24 protein-coding genes are annotated in these 21,325 nt (G+C 43.5%); 16 read left to right on the top strand and 8 right to left on the bottom strand.

Annotation, left to right across the window (positions count from 1 at the left end; all coding sequences use genetic code 11):
• The first annotated feature begins 335 nt into the window (after positions 1 to 335).
• Positions 336 to 1,082, top strand: a complete 747-nt coding sequence (locus F6K51_RS29030) for a hypothetical protein (protein WP_293026676.1) — start codon at positions 336 to 338, stop codon at positions 1,080 to 1,082.
• Between the two features lie 167 nt (positions 1,083 to 1,249).
• On the opposite strand, the gene F6K51_RS29025 is transcribed toward F6K51_RS29030, so the two are convergent.
• Both F6K51_RS29025 and F6K51_RS29020 read right to left on the bottom strand, forming a co-directional pair.
• Positions 1,250 to 1,612, bottom strand: a complete 363-nt coding sequence (locus F6K51_RS29025; RefSeq protein WP_293026674.1) for a type II toxin-antitoxin system RelE/ParE family toxin — start codon at positions 1,610 to 1,612, stop codon at positions 1,250 to 1,252.
• Positions 1,560 to 1,835, bottom strand: a complete 276-nt coding sequence (locus F6K51_RS29020; RefSeq protein WP_293026671.1) for a hypothetical protein — start codon at positions 1,833 to 1,835, stop codon at positions 1,560 to 1,562. Before F6K51_RS29020 ends, F6K51_RS29025 begins: the two co-directional genes overlap by 53 nt.
• Before the next feature lie 336 nt (positions 1,836 to 2,171).
• On the opposite strand from F6K51_RS29020, the gene F6K51_RS29015 reads away from it, so the two are divergent.
• A complete protein-coding gene (locus tag F6K51_RS29015; RefSeq protein ID WP_293026668.1) occupies positions 2,172 to 2,417 on the top strand; it encodes a hypothetical protein in 246 nt (81 codons plus the stop codon).
• A 21-nt stretch (positions 2,418 to 2,438) separates the two neighbouring features.
• Positions 2,439 to 2,735 carry a hypothetical protein gene (locus tag F6K51_RS29010; protein WP_293026664.1) on the top strand — a complete coding sequence of 99 codons (297 nt, stop codon included), beginning with the start codon at positions 2,439 to 2,441 and terminating at the stop codon, positions 2,733 to 2,735.
• Between the two features lie 459 nt (positions 2,736 to 3,194).
• Here F6K51_RS29010 and F6K51_RS29005 read toward each other — a convergent pair whose 3' ends face one another.
• Complete coding sequence (locus F6K51_RS29005; RefSeq protein WP_293026661.1) at positions 3,195 to 3,383, bottom strand: hypothetical protein; 189 nt, start codon at positions 3,381 to 3,383, stop codon at positions 3,195 to 3,197.
• 477 nt (positions 3,384 to 3,860) lie between these two features.
• Between F6K51_RS29005 and F6K51_RS29000 the strand changes: the two genes are divergently transcribed.
• The 3 genes from F6K51_RS29000 (at position 3,861) to F6K51_RS28990 (ending at position 5,327) form a co-directional block, all read left to right on the top strand.
• Complete coding sequence (locus F6K51_RS29000; protein WP_293026658.1) at positions 3,861 to 4,304, top strand: Hsp20/alpha crystallin family protein; 444 nt, start codon at positions 3,861 to 3,863, stop codon at positions 4,302 to 4,304.
• Positions 4,305 to 4,461: 157 nt separating this feature from the next.
• On the top strand, positions 4,462 to 4,677 hold the full coding sequence (locus F6K51_RS28995) for a hypothetical protein (RefSeq protein ID WP_293026655.1): 216 nt from the start codon (positions 4,462 to 4,464) through the stop codon (positions 4,675 to 4,677).
• Between the two features lie 98 nt (positions 4,678 to 4,775).
• Complete coding sequence (locus F6K51_RS28990) at positions 4,776 to 5,327, top strand: outer membrane beta-barrel protein (protein WP_293026652.1); 552 nt, start codon at positions 4,776 to 4,778, stop codon at positions 5,325 to 5,327.
• Between the two features lie 70 nt (positions 5,328 to 5,397).
• On the opposite strand, the gene F6K51_RS28985 is transcribed toward F6K51_RS28990, so the two are convergent.
• The gene (locus F6K51_RS28985) at positions 5,398 to 6,348 is read right to left on the bottom strand and encodes an aldo/keto reductase (protein ID WP_293026649.1); all 951 of its coding nucleotides are present in this window, start codon (positions 6,346 to 6,348) and stop codon (positions 5,398 to 5,400) included.
• 274 nt (positions 6,349 to 6,622) lie between these two features.
• Here F6K51_RS28985 and F6K51_RS28980 point away from each other — a divergent pair, with 274 nt between their 5' ends.
• The gene (locus F6K51_RS28980; RefSeq protein ID WP_293026647.1) at positions 6,623 to 7,411 is read left to right on the top strand and encodes a hypothetical protein; all 789 of its coding nucleotides are present in this window, start codon (positions 6,623 to 6,625) and stop codon (positions 7,409 to 7,411) included.
• Between the two features lie 91 nt (positions 7,412 to 7,502).
• Positions 7,503 to 7,898: a nuclear transport factor 2 family protein gene (locus F6K51_RS28975; protein ID WP_293026645.1), complete on the top strand. Its 396-nt coding sequence runs from the start codon at positions 7,503 to 7,505 to the stop codon at positions 7,896 to 7,898.
• 112 nt (positions 7,899 to 8,010) lie between these two features.
• On the opposite strand, the gene F6K51_RS28970 is transcribed toward F6K51_RS28975, so the two are convergent.
• Entirely contained in the window at positions 8,011 to 8,586 is a 576-nt protein-coding gene (locus F6K51_RS28970) for an EF-hand domain-containing protein (RefSeq protein WP_293026643.1), read from the bottom strand.
• 627 nt (positions 8,587 to 9,213) lie between these two features.
• On the opposite strand from F6K51_RS28970, the gene F6K51_RS28965 reads away from it, so the two are divergent.
• The 5 genes from F6K51_RS28965 (at position 9,214) to F6K51_RS28945 (ending at position 14,347) form a co-directional block, all read left to right on the top strand.
• Positions 9,214 to 9,348 (top strand): hypothetical protein, encoded by a 135-nt coding sequence (locus F6K51_RS28965; RefSeq protein WP_293026641.1) that lies wholly within the window; start codon positions 9,214 to 9,216, stop codon positions 9,346 to 9,348.
• A 91-nt stretch (positions 9,349 to 9,439) separates the two neighbouring features.
• Complete coding sequence (locus tag F6K51_RS28960) at positions 9,440 to 9,565, top strand: hypothetical protein (protein WP_293026639.1); 126 nt, start codon at positions 9,440 to 9,442, stop codon at positions 9,563 to 9,565.
• A gap of 326 nt (positions 9,566 to 9,891) precedes the next feature.
• Positions 9,892 to 11,196 carry a glutamate-5-semialdehyde dehydrogenase gene (locus F6K51_RS28955; protein WP_293026637.1) on the top strand — a complete coding sequence of 435 codons (1,305 nt, stop codon included), beginning with the start codon at positions 9,892 to 9,894 and terminating at the stop codon, positions 11,194 to 11,196.
• Positions 11,197 to 13,490: 2,294 nt separating this feature from the next.
• Entirely contained in the window at positions 13,491 to 13,766 is a 276-nt protein-coding gene (locus tag F6K51_RS28950; protein ID WP_293026635.1) for a hypothetical protein, read from the top strand.
• A 317-nt stretch (positions 13,767 to 14,083) separates the two neighbouring features.
• Positions 14,084 to 14,347: a hypothetical protein gene (locus F6K51_RS28945; protein WP_293026633.1), complete on the top strand. Its 264-nt coding sequence runs from the start codon at positions 14,084 to 14,086 to the stop codon at positions 14,345 to 14,347.
• Here the strand turns inward: F6K51_RS28945 and F6K51_RS28940 are convergent.
• Entirely contained in the window at positions 14,336 to 14,539 is a 204-nt protein-coding gene (locus F6K51_RS28940) for a hypothetical protein (protein WP_293026631.1), read from the bottom strand. The two genes, F6K51_RS28945 and F6K51_RS28940, sit on opposite strands and share 12 nt — an antisense overlap.
• Positions 14,540 to 14,796: 257 nt before the next feature.
• Here F6K51_RS28940 and F6K51_RS28935 point away from each other — a divergent pair, with 257 nt between their 5' ends.
• From F6K51_RS28935 to F6K51_RS28925, 3 genes are all read left to right on the top strand, one after another.
• Positions 14,797 to 15,099, top strand: coding sequence for a hypothetical protein (locus F6K51_RS28935; protein WP_293026629.1), 303 nt, complete (start codon positions 14,797 to 14,799; stop codon positions 15,097 to 15,099).
• Positions 15,100 to 15,421: 322 nt separating this feature from the next.
• Positions 15,422 to 16,966, top strand: coding sequence for a glycoside hydrolase family 9 protein (locus tag F6K51_RS28930; RefSeq protein WP_293026627.1), 1,545 nt, complete (start codon positions 15,422 to 15,424; stop codon positions 16,964 to 16,966).
• Positions 16,967 to 17,071: 105 nt separating this feature from the next.
• Positions 17,072 to 17,242: a hypothetical protein gene (locus F6K51_RS28925; protein WP_293026625.1), complete on the top strand. Its 171-nt coding sequence runs from the start codon at positions 17,072 to 17,074 to the stop codon at positions 17,240 to 17,242.
• Between the two features lie 82 nt (positions 17,243 to 17,324).
• Here the strand turns inward: F6K51_RS28925 and F6K51_RS28920 are convergent, their stop codons facing one another.
• Together F6K51_RS28920 and iscB are read right to left on the bottom strand one after the other, a co-directional pair.
• Positions 17,325 to 19,361, bottom strand: a complete 2,037-nt coding sequence (locus F6K51_RS28920) for a serine/threonine-protein kinase (protein WP_293026623.1) — start codon at positions 19,359 to 19,361, stop codon at positions 17,325 to 17,327.
• 401 nt (positions 19,362 to 19,762) lie between these two features.
• Complete coding sequence (gene iscB / locus F6K51_RS28915) at positions 19,763 to 21,037, bottom strand: RNA-guided endonuclease IscB (RefSeq protein ID WP_293026621.1); 1,275 nt, start codon at positions 21,035 to 21,037, stop codon at positions 19,763 to 19,765.
• Positions 21,038 to 21,325 lie beyond the last annotated feature (288 nt).

The raw sequence follows: 21,325 nt of genomic DNA, 5'->3' as shown, positions 1-21,325 counted from the left end.
CGGTTGCTCGTAACTTTGCACTCAATATCTATCGCTCTAATCACTTCTCAAATATGGCCCAGGCAGAGCGACGGTGCAAGTTTGGACTAGACACACTCAAGCGCATTTTTAGAATGAAATAGCCCTGATTGTGAAGTTCCTCCTTTACAACAAGGAGACTATGGGGTGAACCTGCAAGATATCCAGTGGCTAGACTATTGGGAACCAGATGGTTTTGAGAACCTAGTCAGAGCTATTGACCATGAATTAAAAAAAAACCTCAGGACAAACTAGAAACCTTAGAAACAAAGGCAACTCCCCAAAAAAATAGATGGTTAGCGGGTATTGCTGGGGTCATGCTTCTAGTGGTAGGAGTTCCCACAGTTGGGTTTCTGCTCAAGAAAAATCCATTGCAAGAAACTGAGACTCCAGAGCAATTTCCCCCAAAGGTAGACTCGACTTCACCCACTCTGACTTCACGATATAGACCTCCACCAACTGGCGTGCTTTACGATTTAACATTTGATTCTCCTGAGCATAACGTTGGTTACCCACCTTCTGTTGGAGGGAGCTACTCTCAAGCCTCCAGTATCCGAGATGGAAAACCGACTGTCCAGAGTTCTCTCTTTGTACTTAAGAACCAACCGTTAGTGTTTGGAGATCCACATGGAGATGAAAATAACCAAAAATATGACCAGATTGAATTCAACATTGGAAGTAAAGCAGATCATTACTTTGTTTCTTTTGATGTATTAGTTGGCAATCCTTCCGGTGAACTTAAGATCTTTTTTGATACTCCAACAATCCAAATATTATCGTTCAAATTAGATCAACATATTGTAATTTCTCAAGTGAATAATAGTGGTCATTTGATTAGCAAGGAAATTGGCAGTTATGATACTACTGTCGTATATAAATTACTTGTAAAGATAGATATAAGGAATAATTTATGGTTAATTAAAATAGATAATAAACTTATTCATAAAGGTGATTTTTTTGCAAAATCTAATGATATTCATACTATCCGTTTTAGCCATGGTAATTTTCTAGAAAGAACCAAGGGAATTGTTGGGGTAGACAACATTCGGATAGTTGCAAACTAAAAAATAAATAATTAAATCCTTATCGAAAAACCCTTATATCATGTCCGGTTAAACAGAGAGTTAGTTTGGTGCGTTATTAACCCACCAAACTAAAACGTGATGCTCCTTGGCCTTTGGGCCACGCTACGCGAATGGATCCGCTACGCGAACGCACTGAATCCAGGGAATTACTGGGATTCAAAATTAGCCACAATTTTCTTGATTTTGTCTGCTGTAAGATCTCCTTGATCTGACTTTGAGTAAATAGTAAACAAAATAATGTTAGTTGAAGTTTTTAGGTAGTACATAAAGCGGTAACCGCCACTTTTACCCTTTTGAATATTACTATTCCTAACCCTGACCTTGAATACCGTGTAGGGAATGCTTGGGATCTGATCTCCAATAATTTCACCTGACTGTAACTGATCAATAATCGGCTGGACATCAGAGCGGATATTACGATACCGCTTGGCTAGATTGCGTAGGCTTCTCTTGAACTCAGGTGTAACCTTGATTTGGATTTTGGCTGGTTGATTCTGGATCAATCCCATCCCACAGCTGTGAAACAGGAAGTGTATTCCCTGTCATGGCTTCTTGCCATCCCTGACGACAGCTTTCTTCTGCCGTATCCTGTGTAACACTCTCACGAAACAAACGAACTATCTGCAACAAATTGGGTAAGTATTCTTGGGGAGTTTGCTGTATTTCCTCAATCACTTGTTCGAGTATTTCTGTGGTAGTAGCATTATCAGCTACAAAATTTTTGTCTGTCATTATCCTACCTTAAAGTTAGCAATACTCTGATTACTATAGCAGTTCTCAATTGGGTTAGGTACTTTCGTTATCGGGAGTAGGGAGTAGGGAGTAGGGAGTAGGGAGTAGGGAGTAGGGAGTAGGGCGAAGAGTGTGGGGCGGGGGGGGCGGAGAGAATTGTTATATTGGTTTAATAGCGCACTAAACTAGAATGCGATGCTCCTTGGCCTTTGGGCCACGCTACGCGAATGGAGCCGCTACGCGAACGCACTAATTTTTGATAAATGTTTAACATCATAAATAATGATAAAAAATCGAATATAATAGATAAATATATCAAATTAAAAGTGATCAGACATGACACCAGAAGAAAGATTAACTCAAGTAGAGAACTTGTTAGAGACAGCAGCACGATACATTAATCGTCACTCTCAGACCATCGAGGAAAATCAAGCAGAAATTACTCAATTACGAGTTTCTCTGAATGAGACCTTAAGATTGTTTTCCGAGTTAGCCACCTATCAACGTCAAAATCAAGAGGAAATACGACGGATTTGGGAATATTTATTAAATCAAAGCAATAATGGACGCTCCGGGAATTAAAGCTATTAACATTCATCAAACATGACACCAGAAGAAAGATTAACTCAAGTAGAGAACTTGTTAGAGACAGCAGCAAGATACATTAATCGCCACTCTCAGACCATCGAGCAAAATCAAGCAGAAATTACTCAATTACGAGTTTCTCTGAATGAGACCTTAAAATTGTTTTCGGATTTGGCAACCTATCAACGTCAAAGTCAAGAGGAGATTATTCAAAATCAAGAGGAGATTCGTCAAAGTCAAGCAGAGATTCGCCAAAATCAAGAAGAAATACGACGGATTTGGGAATATTTATTAAATCAAAGCGGTAATGAATGAAACGGGCAAGATGCCCGTTCCACGGAGGGAATTAAACCTCTAGCGGTTTGGGAGTGTAAACATAAAATTGATGGATAAAGGGCACCATCCCCCTGTCGTGATTGGCCTTTGGGCCACGCTACGCGATGCTCGGTACGAGCCGCTACGCGAACAGAAAACGTGAATTTTTTTTGCATTCGAGAGCAATAGTGTGATCACCTAGATAGAATTTAGACTGGAAAACGTGCTGGCTACTCGACCTGGGTAGCCGGAAAAAGTCAATCAGGGAATCTCCATCTCATTTCTTTGTTGACGTTCGAGTAGAAACCTCGATGATAAACAACAGCTGTTCTGTGCTTGATTCCCTTTGCAATCTACAACCAAATCCAAACCAAGGACACCAAACTGGTGCTACTAGTCAACGCCTAATACCTAGTGCTTCATACCTAGTGCTTAGAGTCTAATCGAGAAAAGTGCGGGTCAACTTTCTCTAAAATACTGGGTTAGGTTGTTGAGCGCCTCTGTAGCACTTTCAATCGCTGAAGCTAATTCTTCAATGCGGTCAGAGTGAGCTTTACCTTCAATTTCTTTTTTCAGCAGTTCCTGTAATTTCAGAATCAATTCTTTTTGGTAGCTGACTGAATGGGTAAAATCTGTGGATTCCATCATTGGACTTAAATTAATTATATTACCTGATAGCTGATAGCTTAAGCTGACCACTGAATTCGAGTTTACCGAACCCAATTGTGTTCAGTTTACCGTAATTTAGCTCAAGGTTTACTATAGCAGTTCTAAATAGTTCATGAAACCCAAAGCTGATTTCTGATCACACCAAAAAATCCTCGGATCTCTTTCTTACTATTCCCTGCTGCCTGCTGCCTGCTGCCTGCTGCCTGCTGCCTGCTCCCTGCTGCCTGCTGCCTGCTCCCTGCTGCCTGCTCCCTGCTCCCTATTCCCTATTCCCTATTCCCTATTCCCTATTCCCTATTCCCTATTCCCTATCCAACAGTTTTTCATAACGGCAATCCCTATAAAGTTAGTGATAAAAACCGAATGGTCACTGCTATTTTGAAGTACTACCATAATAATCAAAGGCAAAAAAACAAGGCTAAATCAATTAAAAAAATACAACTTGGAGGAAGAGCTATGACTCTAGTTCGTTGGAACCCCTGGAAAGACATCAACACCCTACAACGGGAACTTGACCAGCTATTTGACCATAGTTTTGTGCCCACTACTTTGCGAGAGTTTGGTCATTTAAAAAATGTTCCTGCTGCTGAACTAACCCAAACGGAAGATGCTATCACTCTGAAATTGGAAGTTCCAGGAATGGAAGCCAAAGACTTGAATGTAGAAGTCACAGATACTGTTGTTGCTATCAGTGGAGAACGGAAAGAAGAAACCAATACTGACGAAAAAGGCGTCAAGCGTTCTGAATTCCGTTATGGTAAATTCCAGCGGGTAATTCCTTTACCGGTTCGGATTCAAAATACCAAAGTTCAGGCTGAGTACAAAGACGGTATCTTGAATCTGACCTTGCCCAAAGCTGAAGAGGAAAAAAACAAAGTTGTCAAGGTTAACTTGAACTAACTCCCTGGTTAGCTCAGTGGCTGGTTAACTCAGTGGCTGGCTAACTAGACTTGGGACAATTAGTTAGCTACTGGCGTTTAGACTAAATCGTGACCTCAAAAAGCGATCGCGACCTCAGCAAGCGATCGCTTTTTGTTTACATATATAGAAATCCTAAATGAAGCGATGCAGCGCGGTCTTGGGGGTTTCCCCCACTCGCTATTGCATCAAGACATTGTGGGAATTTTTGTTGCCTGCTCCCTGTTCCCTGTTCCCTGTTCCCTGTTCCCTTTCCTATACCAGTTCTCAATGGGGTGGCGACAAAATCATCCTATCATTCAGCAACGCCATCACTGGAGTCAATCGGATCTTTTTCTGTAACTTATCCGGATAACTCAACTCGGCTGAGAAATAGAAAAATAGTAGATGCACCTTGATAGCCATCCCCCTGCAATCAAAGCGGGGGGTTTTTTAATTATAACCATGAAACCTATGAAACCCATACTCAAATCTGCCGCAACTTACCTAATCTTAATGATTGCGATGGTTCTATCTGCTAGCCCTGCCTCTGCTCAACCTGAAGGATTAAAGGGTAGCTACGTGGGAATTAGTAACGATGGCAGCAAAATCAGTAATGATATCCTCAATCCCTTTGAGAATTTGCTGGGAATTGGCTCAAACTCAAGCGATGAAAGGATTGGTAGCATGTATCAAGGTCGTATTGATCTGCCCAATTTACCGATTTCAGTGCGTGGTGCAGCGTTTCTCTCTGGCAAAGGTCGTGCTGTCGAACCAACAATTACCTACGATGTACCTGTTGCCAGCAATACTAACATTTACGTTGGTGGAGGCTATACCTTTGTGAACAACGAGGAGATCACCACTCCTTTAGGTAATCAAAATTCAGCCGTATTGACTGCTGGTGTAGAAGCAGCAGTCAATGACTACACCATAATCTACGGCAGCGGCAGATTAAGCCTTAGTGATGAAAACAACGATACTTCCCCAGTTAAATTGCAATTTGGTGCAGGCTATCGTTTCTAAAATCTATAGCGCTGTTCATGTTCCCGACAACTGCAGCGAAGTCTATTGTAGGGGCACTTCCCTTGGGCCTTTATTTTAACCAAAGACGAGTCACTTGTTCCAACTGAGTGACATCCTCCTGACTCAAAGCCCAACCCAAAGCCCCTGCATTGTCTTGCACCTGTTGTGCGGTCTTAGCACCGGGAATCGGGATTACTCCATCTTGAGCAATCAGCCAGTTAAGGGCAACTTGAGTTGGTTTTCGCTCATACTTTTCCCCTAACTGACTCAGTAGCTTTACCACAGGGGCAATTTTTTGTAAACCACTTTTGCTAAAGCGGGGGTCAATAGCCCTAGCTCCAGTGGGTTTGATATAGTTATCAATGGTATACTTGCCAGTGAGTAACCCTTGAGCTAAAGGACTGTAAGCCAAAATAGTCACACCTAACTGACGCGCTTTATCAAGAATACCGTTGCTCTCAATTTTCCGATGCAACAGAGAATATTGCACCTGATTCACCGCTAGGGGTATGCCACGGGCTGCTAAGTAACTGTGAGCTTCTGCCATTTGCTTAGCGGAATAGTTACTGACACCAATTGCACCAATTCGACCACGCTTCACTTCATCAGCTAGAGCATTCATCAACGTCTGTTGGCTGATCAAGAAACTAAAAGGCATATGTACTTGGTACAGTTCCACTTGCTCGACTTGCAGACGTTTCAAACTGTCACTCAAGGCATCAGAAACTGACTGAGCGCTAAATCGCCAGGGTAAGGGGAAATACTTAGTAGCAATCTGGGCTTTCCGTCCCAGCTGCTTCATAAACGCTCCGATCAGGGATTCGGATTCTCCTAGTCCATACACCTCAGCGGTGTCAAAAAAGTTAATTCCAGCATCCAAGGTTGCCTCAAACGCTTCTTTTACCTGAGTAGTGCCGTAGTCACTGCCATAGTTCCAAAACAGCTTGTCTCCCCATGACCACGTCCCAATTCCCAAGGCTGTGACCATCGGACCATTCTGACCTAACCTGATCGTCTGCATGATAAAAACTCCTGCTCTTAACATTTCTTAATATTATTTCAGTTTATCGTGGCTCAGTCAGCTATCAGCTTGGTTGAAAGTTGAAAGTTGAAAGTTGAAAGTTGAAAGTTAAAAGTTGAAAGTTGAAAGTTGACGGTTTATAACTTAAGTTTAAAAATTAACGATAAACTAGACTAAGCACTGACTCACTGACGCATTCAGCTATTAATAAAACTAAGCTAGGAAGAAATTGCTGCTGAAGAAGGCTTGATTTGGGAGCCTGAAAACCTTTATTGTGCTGTGGTGGTGTAATCTGGTTACTCCTGTGTGGCGTCAATCCCAACAGCACTCTCAAACCCTTGACCAGGGGCAAGGTATGAATATAGACTCATACATCAACATTGAGCAAGAACAAATTACACGCTCCCGCGTGCTGTTTCATAGCATTCGCTTTGATTTAAATCAAGATATTCTTACAAAAATTAAACAAGCACAACAGACTGGTCACGGCCTTGATATTTCCGGAGAGTTGCTTAGTGATTTACGCCATTTAGCTCTGCTGGATTGGGAAAACCGCCTCCAGTCTGGATTGACGTTTTCTACGTACTATCTACCAGTTGATCGGGCACAGGCACTGATGCGGAGTGTGATTGCCCTTGATGGAGAAATCGTTCACCAGATCAAGAGAGACTGTTTGGAGAATCCCGACTTTTGTTGTCAAATTGCTGACGCTCATTACTGGCTGATCACTCAAATCTTGGCTCAGCTACGCCTGAAACCATCACCCAACTTCCCTAAGCTGGCTTGGGGACTATCAGCGCTGATGATAATCCTGGTGATTGTGGCAGTGCTGGTAATTCCTGGTGTATTACAGCTAATACTTGCTCAACCCTGGAGATGGTTGATTATTATAGTGGGCATAGTCAGCTGTGGTCTACTTCTAGTAATAGTACAATGGCTGCTACGTTCATGTTTAATCAGGATTGCGCCTTGGATGTTGCGTCAGCTATTGTCAGGTTTGCTCTCGGCCAAGCCTGGTCCTAAGAAAATTGCTAAACGTATTCTGGCATGGTTATTGCCGTGATTAGTGATCAGTCTGTGATCTGCCTTTTGCCTTTTGGCTGGGATTATTCGTTCAAGGCAGAATTTAACAGATAATAGAAAGGTTAAGTTAGATGGAAACTATGTCAACAGAAGCGATCGCATCAGTCATCAATGTCTATTTTGCTAACATGGCGGCCATGAATCCAGGAGGCTGGGTAGAGATTTTTGCTGAAGATGCAGTGATTTATGACCCAGTGGGAAAGCCACCAATCAACGTCTCTGAGGACTCGGAGAAGTTCTTTGGACTACTGTCTAGCTTCTTTAACAGCTTTGACATCTCACAAGAGCAAATTTTTATTGCTGGCAATGGAGCAGCGGTAAAGTGGAGGATGCAGGTGTCTGCTAAGAATGGTCGTGAGGCTACTGCTGAAGGCATCAGTGTTTTTGAAATCAATGATGACGGTAAGATTCAACAGGTTTTGTCCTACTGGAATGAAGCAGAAATGATGGCTAAACTTAAGGGCTAATTCCTAAGTGGTGTTGGCGGTTAGCAAGGACAAAAGCTGCTGAACCAGCACCGACAATAATCTAATAGTTATAGAGCATCTTAGATTTAGGAGCGATCAGCAATAGGCTTACCTATGCATCGATCAACGATCCATAAGGAAGCGGACCGTCCGTTTGGTCCCTGGGAAGTGTAAACCAGTATCCCATATGACCTTCTATGAACTCGGCCCGGGTGATGGAACCATTACCATCAGTGTCAAGACTGTTGAAAGCCTTGTCAGCACGTTCGGGCTGGTCTTCACCGGAGTATATTGCCAAATACTTCCGGTACTCTTCACGGGAAATCTGACCGGAATGATCGGTGTCGATGAGATCAAAAAAGACTTCGTTCTTTTGCCGACCCACTTCTAGTGACGATTCGATTACCGTGACAGCCTTTGCGGCATTGGTAATAAACTCTTCTTCCCCGATCATGGTGTTGGCATCGACCGCACCCCCTCCAGCGATTATATACTGAAATAGGTCGTGAAACAGAGTCCGGATTACTTCGTAATTCGACGAATTACCTTGAAGTTTGACAAACCGATCCGCAATTGTTTCGTAGTCCGAGAGCGACAAAACCCCATCTCCGTTGACATCCATAAGCTTGAAGTAAGTCTTCATCCGAACAATCCAAGCACTCGATGACAAAAAGTCTTCTGGTGTCATTTTTAATTCGATAATAAAATCCCAATGTATGATATCAGTTTCTATCCATTGGTGACAAAATTAAGTATCGTACGCGACTTCGTGCAACCGTTATGTTCCTGTCCCATTAGCTATTACTGTTCCCAAAAAAATAACCCCTGAGTATCGTGCTGTTAGATCACAGCTCGACCAACTAAGGGGTATCGATGACTGAATTGCGTAAGCTATTTACTACTATCCACAGCAGCTGTATGCGTACGGGTTTTCCCAACGTTAACCAAACAGTTAACCAATGGTATAACTTCAGGGTAAGACCAGTTGCTCAGACCTCAGACAAATAGTATGTAGCGGGGAAACGCTTTTGAGCTGTTAGACAAAAAAATACCCCTGTCTGGCTATTAGATCACAGACAGAGGAATTAAGGGGTATCGATGACTGAATTGCGTAAGCTATTTACTACTATCCACAGCGGCTGTATGCGTACGGGTTTTCCCAACGTTAACCAATGGTATAACTTCAGGGTAAGACCAGTTGCTCAGACCTTAGACAACTAGTATTTAGCTGGGAGAAGCCTTTGAGCTGTTCCAAAAAAAATACCCTCTGAGTGTCTTGCTGTTAGATCACAGCTCGACCAACTAAGGGGTGTCCATGGCTGAATTGCGTAAGCTATTTACTACTATCCACAGCGGCTGTATGCGATCGCGTTTACCCAACGTTAACCTTATAGTTAACCAATGGTATAACTTGACGATAAGACGAGCTGGTAACAGGTCAGACAACTAGTATGTAGCCGGGAAACGCTTTTGAGCTGTTACACAAAAAAAATACCCCTGTCTTGCTCTTAGATCACAGCTCGACTAACTAAGGGGTATCGATGACTGAATTGGGTAAGCTATTTACTACTATCAACAGCGGCTGTATGCGATCGCGTTTTCCCAAAGTTAACCTTATAGTTAACCAATGGTATAACTTCAGGGTAAGGGGAGCTGGTCAGAGGTGAGGCAACTAGTATGTAGCCGGGAAACGCTTTTGAGTTCAAAAAAAATAACCCCTGAGTGTCTTGCTGTTAGATCACAGCTCGACTAACTAAGGGGTATCGATGGCTGAATTGGGTAAGCTATTTACTACTATCAACAGCGGCTGTATGCGATCGCGTTTTCCCAACGTTAACCTTATAGTTAACCTGATGTATAAGTGATGGTTTAGCCGATGATGGGGGTTTGGGGCAAGCAATAATCCCCGACAATAGCAGTGCCTGCACCCTGTGGGAGCGTCAATTTGCTACACTTCTGATCACGTATTGGTATTGCCTCCAAAATCACAACCATGACAGCTACACCACTTGCATCCATACCCCTAAGTGCGATCGCTCAAAAAACCCGTCAAGCTGCACAGAACTTAGCCGTTCTCTCAACAAAGGCTAAAAATGAAGCTATTGAGGCAATAGCCCAAGCCTTGGAAGCTGCAGCACCGGAAATCCTAGCGGCGAATGCTGCAGACTGCCAAGCGGCTGAGGCAGATAACATTCCTAAAGCCCTTTATAATCGCCTGAAGTTCAACGAAACAAAGCTCAAGGGGGCTATTCAGGGGGTGCGAGATGTGGGCAACCTTGGTGATCCTGTGGGCAATGTCCAAATTCATCGAGAACTGGATCAAGGACTAATCCTCAAACGAGTCACTTGTTCCTTAGGAGTTTTAGGGGTTATCTTTGAAGCTCGTCCCGATGCCTTAATTCAAATTACCTCTCTTGCGATTAAATCCGGTAATGGTGTTATCCTCAAAGGCGGTAAAGAAGCAATTCGCTCCTGTGAAACCCTAGTCAAAGCAATTCATAAAGGATTATCTACGACAGCAGTTGACCCAGCAACGGTACAGTTGTTAACCACTAGAGAAGAAATCAAAGAGCTGTTACAACTAGACAACTATGTGGATTTGATTATTCCCAGAGGGTCGAACGCTTTTGTTCGGTTTGTGCAGGAGAATACTCGTATTCCAGTACTTGGTCATGCTGATGGGATTTGCCACCTCTATATTGATGCAGCAGCTGACTTGGAGAAAGCGGTAACTATCACCGTTGATGCCAAAACTCAATATCCAGCTGTTTGTAATGCGATTGAAACCCTGCTGGTGCATTCAGCAATTGCTCCTCGTTTTTTGCCCCTAGCAGCAGAAGCTTTGAAAAAGGGTAATGTAGAATTGCGAGGGGATGAAGCTAGCCGTGAGATTATCCCAATCTCTGTAGCAACCGATGAGGATTGGTCTACAGAATATAATGATTTAATTCTTTCTATCAAAGTAGTAGATTCTGTGGAAGAAGCGATTAACCATATCAATACTTATGGTTCCAGACATACGGATGCAATTGTTACTGAAGACCAGGAGGTAGCAGATAGCTTCGGAAATCAAGTTGATGCAGCTAATGTTTTCCACAACTGTTCTACTCGCTTTGCCGATGGTTTCCGCTATGGTTTTGGAGCAGAAGTAGGAATTAGCACTCAACAAATGCCCCCCCGTGGTCCAGTGGGCTTAGAGGGATTGGTGACTTACAAATACAAGGTTACAGGTAATGGTCACATTGCCGCTACTTATGTTGGTGAGAATGCTAAGCCTTTTACCCATCGGGATATCTAATATTCTTTCGGAAATTTATAATGCTTACGGAAACTAACAGGTTTTAAATTCCGAAAGTATTGTCCAGTAATGCTTTGAGTATAATTATACTGGCAGGCGCTCCTAGTAAGTGCTCAAGAGCGATATTTTTGGACTTTTGCAAGAGGTCTATTAAAAAAACCTCAGCGGATAGCTGAGGAATTAGTCACGTTGCATCTACTATTTCTTAATCCTTGATTCGTCTATCTAGATCCGGAACAATTTAGAAATGCTTACGCCAAGGAAACAGGCAAGATGGCTATCCCACATAGAACTAATAGATTGTTTGAAACAAGATTAAACAAAAAAAATCCCCAGCGAGTAGCTGAGGAAGGAGTCAGGGTGCATCTACTATTTCTTATTCCTTGATTGCTCTCTCTAGATCCGGAACAATTTAGAAATGCCTAAGCCAAATAGAACTGATAGATTGGTTGAGACAAAATTAAACAAAAAAAATCCCCAGCGGGTAGCTGAGGGATGAGTCAGGGTGCATCTACTATTTCTTAATCCTTCATGGCTCTCTCTAGATCCGGAACAATTTAGAAATGCCTAAGCCAAATAGAACTGATAGATTAGTTGAGACAAAATTGAACAAAAAAAATCCCCAGCGGGTAGCTGAGGGATGAGTCAGGGTGCATCTACTATTTCTTATTCCTTGATTGCTCTCTCTAGATCCGGAACAATTTAGAAATGCCTAAGCCAAATAGAACTGATAGATTGGTTGAGACAAAATTAAACAAAAAAAATCCCCAGCGGGTAGCTGAGGGATGAGTCAGGGTGCATCTACTATTTCTTAATCCTTCATTGCTCTATCTAGATCCGGAAGAAATTAGAAATGCCTAAGCCAAATAGAACTGATAGATTAGTTGAGACAAAATTGAACAAAAAAAATCCCCAGCGGGTAGCTGAGGGATGAGTCAGGGTGCATCTACTATTTCTTATTCCTTCATGGCTCTCTCTCGATCCGGAAGAAATTAGAACTGATAGATTAGTTGAGACAAAATTAAACAAAAAAAATCCCCAGCGGCTAGCTGAGGGATGAATCAGGGTGCATCTACTATTTCTTATTCCTTCATTGCTCTCTCTCGATCCGGAACAATTTAGAAATGCCTAAGCCAAATAGAACTGATAGATTAGTTGAGACAAGATTAAACAAAAAAAATCCCCAGCGGGTAGCTGAGGGATTAGTCAGGGTGCATCTACTATTTCTTAATCCTTCATTGCTCTGTCTCGATCCGGAATAAATTAGAAATGGATAAGCCAAATAGAACTGATAGATTGCTTGAGACAAAATTAAACAAAAAAAATCCCCAGCGGCTAGCTGAGGGATCAGTCAGGGTGCATCTACTATTTCTTAATCCTTCATGGCTCTCTCTCGATCCGGAAGAAATTAGAACTGATAGATTGGTTGAGACAAAATTAAACAAAAAAAATCCCCAGCGGGTAGCTGAGGGATCAGTCAGGGTGCATCTACTATTTCTTAATCCTTCATGGCTCTCTCTCGATCCGGAAGAAATTAGAACTGATAGATTAGTTGAGACAAAATTGAACAAAAAAAATCCCCAGCGGCTAGCTGAGGGATCAGTCAGGGTGCATCTACTATTTCTTAATCCTTCATGGCTCTCTCTCGATCCGGAAGAAATTAGAACTGATAGATTAGTTGAGACAAAATTGAACAAAAAAAAATCCCCAGCGGCTAGCTGAGGGATGAGTCAGGGTGCATCTACTATTTCTTAATCCTTCATTGCTCTGTCTCGATCCGGAAGAAATTAGAAACGCTTACCCATTGATAACGAGTGATAGATTAGTTGAGACAAAATTAAACAAAAAAAATCCCCAGCGGCTAGCTGAGAGCTGATTCGTAAAGTAAATCTTAAGAAGTCTGAAAGCCTTGCTATGATTGTCTTTTGGTTATTAAATAGTTCAAATGTTCTATTTTAGCGCAAGCCTTATCTTACAAGGATTACAGCGAGTTTACGAATCAGCTCTTAATGCTGTTGATGATTACGCCAATTAAGGGGGTGCATCTCATATTTGTAAAAAAGATGGGAAGTGTGGGAAGTGTGGGGCGGGGGCGCGGGGCGGGGGCGCCTTTCAGGTGTATGATTTTAACAAAAGAGGAAAAAAGAACTAAAAACCTTAGTACACCATTGGACTGTCATCGATGATCACACAGATTCCGAAAGGGTATCAAGAATGGTTCTCAGTTGTGATGAGGAAGATGCCTCATCTGAGCAAATCTCAGGCAGTGGGATTAGCAATGGGTCGTTTTGGTATTGCCATCACTCTTTCGTTGTGGATTATCAACAGTAGCAGTGTTTTTAGCAGAAATCCAACATCGATCTCAAAACAATGTCAGAGAGCAGTTAAGGCAATGGTACAAGGAAAAAAGTCACAAATATGGCAGAAAGCGACAGGAAATAGAAGTCAGTGAAAGCAAAGCCTTCTTATTGTTGTGGATATTAAGTTGGTGGTCATCCGATCAAAAAAGCCTGGTGCTGGCTGCAGATGCATCCACATTGGGTAAGCGTATTGAGCGTCTTGGTAATTAGTGTGGTCTACCGTGGCTGTGGAATACCTGTAGCGAGCGAAAATTGTGGGTGCAACCGAAAAAGCGATGCAGCAAGGGAACAGGGGGTTTCCCCCGGAGACCAAACCTTAGACAGTTGAGCCTTTATGGTTGGTCGGCTATGCAGAAAAGGGGTAAAACTTATTGATTAAGGCTCAACTGTCTTACGGTAAATTCAAACCACTCGCTATTGCATCAAGACAGGGAGTTGGCAACCTTACTGGCATCAGCTGTTAAATCAGGTCAAACAGGGGATCCCGGATGTAGGGTTTGTGATAGTCACCACAGACAATCGGTTGTATGCTAAATGGTTTTATCAAGGGATTGTGGCTAATGGCTGGCATCCTAGCCATGCGGATTAATGCTCTTCGATATTACCAACCATCCCAGGTTTTGGGTGACCAACCCCCATCGAAATTACCTCTGTCTGGGCTAATCACGCTCGGTTGGTCAGCATTGGAGTGGTCGAGTCAGATGTTTGAGAAGCAACTGTGTCGATGGCACTCTCAATGCTCGCACCGGATCACGGTTATGCTGACCCATGGGTTTTTGTTAACGGTATGACGTCCACAACAGGCTCAAATCTACTGGTATAGTATGCGTAGCTGGATTGAATGCAAGTTCTACGACATTAAGCGTGGTGGATAGGGTTTGCATCACACCAAAATGACTGACCCCAAACGTGCCTGCATACAATGGTAACGCTATTGCTGTGGCGACTATTTGGTTGGTTGGCGTCGGAGGATTAACTGACACTAGTTTATCTGCTAGTAGTTTATCGGTTAAAACTGACGACGATGGCCTCGACGCCGATCCGTTGCAATTTTCGACCCACTCTCAACAACCATATTCTTTAAGTTGTAAAGGGCGAGGTTTTTTACGTATTCTGGCATCTGTCATTCAACAAATGCCTTTACCTATGGGTTGAAATTCTCCCTCATTTTCTCTATCTTCTGCATAAATCTTAAAATCATACACCTAAAAGGGGGAGTGTGGGGGGCGCGGGAAGTTAGATGAGCAACTGGCTCCTCAAGACGGCGCTACCTTCCAGCCCCGAAGTCCCAGATCCGCTGTTCCCAGATCCGCTGTTCCCAGATCCGCTGTTCTTTAAGAGTAGGGCAAGAGGCAAGAGGCAAGAGTTAATAAAGTATAGCGCTGCATCACTACTCCCTGTTCCGGTGATCCGCTGTTCCCTGTTCCCTAAAATCCCAAAATTTTGTACCTCACCCAATTTAAAACTGATTAGTTCAAGATACAGTGTGTTAGGGATTTTAATTCTTTACCCAAAATTAACAATAACTTATAGCTTTCTTTAAAAGAAATATCCTGACAGTTGTAAACTAATATTAGCTATCGTTACAAAACAAAACTATTTCGGTGTAACCATTGAGAGTAGTATTACTAAAACTTAAAGTGCTTTTGTAAATCAAAGATGATGCCCTATTATCTCCTTTATTGACGGGTACTTAGAGGCTAGTTCATTGTCCCTGTATTAAACAGGGGTAATTTAACTTGTTTGGTTTTTTTTATCTTCATAAACAACAAAAAATTGTAATTTGAACGGTTTCGTTTTCCCAGTATTAAACAGGGGTAATTTGACTAGCTTTGTTATCAAATATTACTAATTTTTAATGACTAATGAATGAATCTACTCCTGTTCAACTCGACTCATCCAATGGAAATGGTGAGACTGTACCCAGTATCATCAACACCAATGTTTCACCACAGTTCAACTATGCTGACGCTGTCGAAAAGTCCTTCTTATTTTATGAAGCTCAGCGCTCCGGTAAACTTCCTGAGGACAATCGCATCCCATGGCGCGGGGATTCTGCCCTCAACGATGGTGCTGATGTAGGAGTTGACCTCACTGGCGGTTATTACGATGCTGGGGACCACGTCAAGTTCGGCTTCCCCATGGCTGCTGCCATGACTATGCTTGCTTGGGGGGCAATCGAATATCAAGATTCCTACCAGCAAATGGGTCAATGGGATGAGGCGTTGGATGCCATTAAGTGGGGTACAGATTACATACTCAAATCCCACATCACAGACAGTAACGGTCAAACCGAAGAGTTTTGGGGACAGGTTGGATCCGGTGAAATCGACCACAGCGTCTGGGCACCGCCGGAAACCATGACCATGGTGCGACCAGCGTTCAAAATTGATCCTTTAAATCCCGGTTCTGACCTAGCTGGTGAATCCGCTGCTGCCTTAGCTGCTGCCTCAATTGCCTTCCAATCCACAAACAGCAGCTACGCTAATCAACTACTGACGAACGCCAAAGCCCTATTTGACTTTGCCGAGACCTATCAGGGTAACTACTCTGACTCTATCCCCGATGCTGCTATTTTCTACAATTCTTGGAGTGGCTACGAAGACGAACTAGCCTGGTCTGCAACTTGGCTGTACAAAGCAACCGGTGACCAGACCTACTTGGATAAAGCCGAAAGTTACTATCTAGGTATTGATCCGACTCAGACTCAATCCTGGGATCAAAAAGTCCATGGTACTGGCATCCTCCTTGCTCAAGAAACTGACCAGGATAAGTACCGTATTGAAGTAGAACGCTGGCTAGACTACTGGAGTGACGATAGTGGTGAAGGTATCGAATATACTGAGGGCGGACTAGCTTGGTTAGATGACTGGGGTTCCCTACGATATGCTGCCAATACAGCTTTCCTTGCTGGTATTTATAGCGATACCGTTAATGATGGTAATGGTCGTTACTCCGATTTCGCCGCTGATCAAATTGACTACATTCTTGGGGATAATCCCAACAATCGCAGTTATGTCGTCGGTTTTGGCCACAATTCTCCCAAGAATCCCCACCATCGTGGAGCCCATGGTTCCACCACCAATGACATCGAATCACCGACGGACAACCTCAACATTCTCTATGGTGCACTGGTGGGTGGTCCCTCTGAACCAGACGATAATGCCTATGTCGATGTTCGAACTAACTATGCCATTAATGAAGTCGCTCTTGACTACAACGCTGGCTTCACTGGTGCTCTTGCCCGTATGTACCGTGAACAGATGGAACTAAGTCTGGGTTCTAACGTTGAACCATTACTGTCTACAGTAGATCCGATCCAAGTTGAACCATTACTGTCTACAGTAGATCCGATCCAAGTTGAACCATTACTGTCTACAGTAGATCCGATCACTAACTCAATAATTTAACTCTCCCCCGCCGGGGAATTCTAAACGGTATAGCACTACGCATTAAGGTGTTTGACATTGATACAAGCAGCAAAAGCTGTTTTAGTGAACTTTTAGGTGCGACCCGTGGCGAATTTAATAATTAGATGCGGAAAGCGCACCTTTGCATGCATGCCTCTTGCCTCTTGCCTTGTGCGTAGCGCTATAGAACCCACATTCCGCACCTTCAAGTTTGACACTACGGATTTATCGCTACTCCCTGCTCCGAAGTCAGAAGAGGTAAGAGCTAAGAGCTAAGATGGTAAAAATCCTGTGTACCTCATTAGACTAAAAACCGCTATAGCTCACCCAATTGAGAACTGCTATAAATTACCAATCACTAATCTTCAACCCTCAAGTTAAGTCGATAATTAATCGGTTCAGAGGCTTGAGAAACTACCACAAACTCATAGAAACCAGATGCTGGCAGATCCCCGATCCAGTAGCGTTCGTTTGAGTCTTCTAATAGGGTGGTCTTACGGCTCGGACCATAAACTGAAAACAAGGCATTCACATCGGTAGCCAGTCTCACTTCCATGACTTGACCACCAGAAAGTTTAGCCGTAAACGCTTTCCCGTCTCCTGGCTCAAGGGTACCACTGACTTGCTGAATCACTGCGCCAGGGGCAAACTCGATGCGCTGTAGGGCTTTGCCCGATTTCAACGCTTCGATGGTATCCCCAACAATCCCTTGCCACACCTGACCAATAGACTTATCGATAAACTTCTCACCGCGCTGATCGGGAAACTTATGAAAGAATTTAGAATCTGCAATATCATAAGCTGCACGGCTAGAAAGACGCAACTGATTCACTTGCTGCTTCCAGCTAGTCAGATCTGCTGTCCCATAGCTTCCCAACCTTCCCCGTGCCGTCCGACTCAAATTGAGCAACTCAATCCGGGTCAATAGCTCAAATGCCAGCTTATCCCACTCTTCTCTTAACGGAGCATCCTTTGATCCAGTGCCTAGCTGTCGTTTTTCTTGATTGGGGTACTTGTTCCAAAAGGCCTCATTGACTAACTGAACGTAGAACTTCTCGTCAATCTCCAAATTGGCACGACGCTGATCTAGCAATTCCTTGCGCTTTGCCTCGTTGCTGGGAAACCACGAGGGTGGCTTTATGTCCGGTTGATCGATGGGTGATTCCTTTGGAGAGGGTTCCGGCTGAGATCCTCTGAATTTGAACCACCAATTGGTTGCCCAGAAGGTAAAACCAAATACAGCAGCAGCTAAAACAGATACCAAAACCACCTTGCCCAGCCAGTCTAAAACGGTATTGTTTGTAAAAGTGCTTAATGGTGTTCTGGTAGCTGGGGTTGCTGGCTGGTTAACCGCTACTGGCTTGGAACCAGGGGCAACTGCTAAGGTCGGTTTAGTCTGAGGGGGTGATGGAGCTGATTGCGGGTCACTGGCAAATTGAAGGTGAGTGGTGAGGTCTCGCAGCACTTCTTTGGCATTTTGGTACCGTTCCCCTGGTCTAGGTTGAAGCATTTTATCGAGGATACGACCTAGGGTTGAGCTAAGGCTGATCTCTCGCCGCCAGTTCCAGGTCAGGGTATTGGGGTCAATTATCTGCTGGGGTTCCTGACCAGTCACTAATACTAATATAGTTGCCCCTAGAGCATAGAGGTCACTGTGGGGAAAAACACTTCCTCCTTGCATCTGCTCTGGGGGAGCATAGCCAACTTTACCCAACCGAGTTATGATCGGCTTATTTTGACCAGCCACCTTTGACCCTAGGAACTTCGATGCCACATTCGCTGCTACCTCCTTGACACCGCCAAAGTCAATCAGCACTGGTAAACCATCGGTACTGCGCAAAATCAGATTATCGGGAGAGATATCCCGATGAATCACCCTCATAAAATGGATATATTCCAACACTGGCAGGATTTGGATCAGCAGTTGAGTCACTTCTGCTTCACTAAACCGGAGTCCCTGAGGTCGGCGAGCCTCCAGTAGAGCGCGGTAGGTTTGCCCCTCCACATAGTCCTGAACCAACAATAGGGTGCCTTTGTCCTGTTGTTGTACCTGAAACAACTCACGAAATTGAGGGATTTGAGGGTGTTGCAATCGATAAAGAACTCCCGCTTCCCGCTCAAATAATTCTTCTGCTTTTTGTAAGGCGTGGTTACCTTGAACTTGGGGGGCAAATTCTTTTAGCACACACAGTTCATTAAAGCGGTTAAGGTCTTGAGCTAAATAGGTGCGTCCAAAGCCTCCGTGTCCCAACTCCCGGAGGATGCGGTAGCGACCACCCAGAATCTTCCCAGTGTCAAAGGTTTTGGCTAGGGACGGCAGCATCTCGCCACAAACCCGGCAAAACTTATTGCCATTGGGATTCTCATGTCCTTTACTACAATAGAGGGGCGTCATTCGATTTTGAATGTTGGATGTTGGATTTTGGATGTTAGATTTTTTCCCAGGGCTTGCTCCCGGAGACTTGACACAGTGCGTGGGATTCTGTGACCTGTTGACTCAGTAGTTGACTAAGCATAGGTAGACCAGCTACTGTGCTATATATATTAAAGATATATAGCATTTCTAAAATAGGTGAGGTAGATTTTGGATTTTAGGGAATAGGCAACAGGCAACAGGCAACAGGGAAAAAATCTTGTGTACCTCATTACTATGATAAACGCTATATATCACTATATATATAACTAATCATCAAAAATGGGGGTTGGTAAGGGGAGAAACGGATACCCCTGTCATTTATGCGTGGGGAGGAGTTTCTCCCCTTACACAAACAGCAGCTAGACAGTACTTCTTTTGAACTAGAAGCTATAAGCATATCCGTCTTTCCTATGTACAATGCTGCAATATTGGTGACTGATTCCTTGTACCAGTCCGTGTTTAGTGGAGATATTGAATGAACCGGTTTTTCGAGTAGCTATTCTACCTGTGTATGTTCCCACTTTCTTACCTTTGGTTACAACGGCTTTGGCAATATCTCCAGTCTGAAACCCTTTGACAAACTTCAACCTTGGTACATAACGAGTGGGAAAGCCAAACTTGTTCGTTCTGCACATCTGACGAGTACCATGTCCTTTAGCTGAAATCAACAATGGCTGATAAACTTCGATGTACAAAGTATCGACTTTTCCAACATTGGCGGCATCTAACCAGTGTGTTTTTGGAAGGTTCTGCCGACATCGATTGTACTTAGTTAATCCACCTGACCCTGTTTCAATCGGCAAACCCAAGGCTTTTAATTCGTTATACAACTTCCATCTAGTTGAGTTGACGGCTGCCCCATCGACTAAAGGTCGTTTGGCTTGAGAAAGAATACGCTTTATAACATCAGGTTTACCAGATAAAAACTGTTCGATTTCCTGATTACCTTTGGTTTGATTGCACTTCCTACAAGCAATTGCTAGGTTACTTACTCGGTCAGAACCGCCCTTTGATTTAGGTTTGATGTGTTCGACCTCTAGTGGAGTATCAGTCACACCACAGTAAGCACATTTACGATTCCATTTGGAAAGTAGATATTCTCTAACTTCATATCCGTAGAGTGTGCCCTGCTGATACTCTGTGCCAGAAATCTCAGGGTTTTCCATCTTCTGAGTATCGAACCTAACTAATTCCTGAGAAATGCCAGTTATCGGACAAAATCGAGTAAGTTTTTTTACCCATGTGATAATATTATAGACTCTCGACATTAGACTGGGAGCTAACCAGCCATCAGGACGTTTACGGTTAAGAAACCGTGGCTGTCGATAACGAGTTTTGCGGTTTCTACGAGAACGTCTCAACTGTCTACGTGAGGTTAAACCATCTCGAATTTGAAGACCTCTGTGGGTTAGTTCGGCACCCCAAACAACTACCTTTTCTTGAACAATTGCTAAACCTGTCGTTTGAGAACCAGGGTCAAGTTTGATCTGATGATTATGTGTCACACATTCCAATTCCTCCAAATCGCGCATGATGATTGTGAACGGGTATCTCCTAAAGACCTTAGCCCTTCCTTGTTTGAGCAAGATTCTAGCTCTAGCAGGCTTGCATGGATCTAAAGGTTTTTTGTTTTTATCAAGTACAAAAACTCGCATAATGTGAGTATTCTCCTATTGCTAGGGTAAAGTTCGCTGCGCCAATGTTATCAGTCGGTACTTCCCAGATTGCACTTCCTTAACCTGATAAAGATGTTTAACAATCCGGTTCTAGAGCTTGAAACTAGCGTCGCATTTCAAGGTAGGAACTTTAACTCTTGCTGATAACGTAGTCCCTGACGGGACTTAGGCTGGTCAGGTAATGATTCACAAGCCCCCGGATTTATCCGTGGGGTTTGCTACTCCCAGGCTCCTGAATCCTGTTGAAGCGTTCCGCCACCTAATTGG

It is taken from the genome of Moorena sp. SIO3I8 (genome assembly GCF_010692325.1).
In the GTDB taxonomy this organism is placed as follows: domain Bacteria; phylum Cyanobacteriota; class Cyanobacteriia; order Cyanobacteriales; family Coleofasciculaceae; genus Moorena.
Note: the sequence above shows the minus strand (reverse complement) of the source record. Positions and strands in the feature narration are given on the sequence as shown.

Coding starts and splice junctions, on each gene's coding strand:
- F6K51_RS29030 (WP_293026676.1), top strand. CDS start 336: ATGCTTCTAGTGGTAGGAGTTCCCACAGTTGGGTTTCTGCTCAAGAAA.
- F6K51_RS29025 (WP_293026674.1), bottom strand. CDS start 1,612: ATGGGATTGATCCAGAATCAACCAGCCAAAATCCAAATCAAGGTTACA.
- F6K51_RS29020 (WP_293026671.1), bottom strand. CDS start 1,835: ATGACAGACAAAAATTTTGTAGCTGATAATGCTACTACCACAGAAATA.
- F6K51_RS29015 (WP_293026668.1), top strand. CDS start 2,172: ATGACACCAGAAGAAAGATTAACTCAAGTAGAGAACTTGTTAGAGACA.
- F6K51_RS29010 (WP_293026664.1), top strand. CDS start 2,439: ATGACACCAGAAGAAAGATTAACTCAAGTAGAGAACTTGTTAGAGACA.
- F6K51_RS29005 (WP_293026661.1), bottom strand. CDS start 3,383: ATGATGGAATCCACAGATTTTACCCATTCAGTCAGCTACCAAAAAGAA.
- F6K51_RS29000 (WP_293026658.1), top strand. CDS start 3,861: ATGACTCTAGTTCGTTGGAACCCCTGGAAAGACATCAACACCCTACAA.
- F6K51_RS28995 (WP_293026655.1), top strand. CDS start 4,462: ATGAAGCGATGCAGCGCGGTCTTGGGGGTTTCCCCCACTCGCTATTGC.
- F6K51_RS28990 (WP_293026652.1), top strand. CDS start 4,776: ATGAAACCCATACTCAAATCTGCCGCAACTTACCTAATCTTAATGATT.
- F6K51_RS28985 (WP_293026649.1), bottom strand. CDS start 6,348: ATGCAGACGATCAGGTTAGGTCAGAATGGTCCGATGGTCACAGCCTTG.
- F6K51_RS28975 (WP_293026645.1), top strand. CDS start 7,503: ATGGAAACTATGTCAACAGAAGCGATCGCATCAGTCATCAATGTCTAT.
- F6K51_RS28970 (WP_293026643.1), bottom strand. CDS start 8,586: ATGACACCAGAAGACTTTTTGTCATCGAGTGCTTGGATTGTTCGGATG.
- F6K51_RS28965 (WP_293026641.1), top strand. CDS start 9,214: ATGGCTGAATTGCGTAAGCTATTTACTACTATCCACAGCGGCTGTATG.
- F6K51_RS28960 (WP_293026639.1), top strand. CDS start 9,440: ATGACTGAATTGGGTAAGCTATTTACTACTATCAACAGCGGCTGTATG.
- F6K51_RS28955 (WP_293026637.1), top strand. CDS start 9,892: ATGACAGCTACACCACTTGCATCCATACCCCTAAGTGCGATCGCTCAA.
- F6K51_RS28945 (WP_293026633.1), top strand. CDS start 14,084: ATGCTAAATGGTTTTATCAAGGGATTGTGGCTAATGGCTGGCATCCTA.
- F6K51_RS28935 (WP_293026629.1), top strand. CDS start 14,797: ATGAGCAACTGGCTCCTCAAGACGGCGCTACCTTCCAGCCCCGAAGTC.
- F6K51_RS28930 (WP_293026627.1), top strand. CDS start 15,422: ATGAATGAATCTACTCCTGTTCAACTCGACTCATCCAATGGAAATGGT.
- F6K51_RS28920 (WP_293026623.1), bottom strand. CDS start 19,361: ATGACGCCCCTCTATTGTAGTAAAGGACATGAGAATCCCAATGGCAAT.
- iscB (WP_293026621.1), bottom strand. CDS start 21,037: ATGCGAGTTTTTGTACTTGATAAAAACAAAAAACCTTTAGATCCATGC.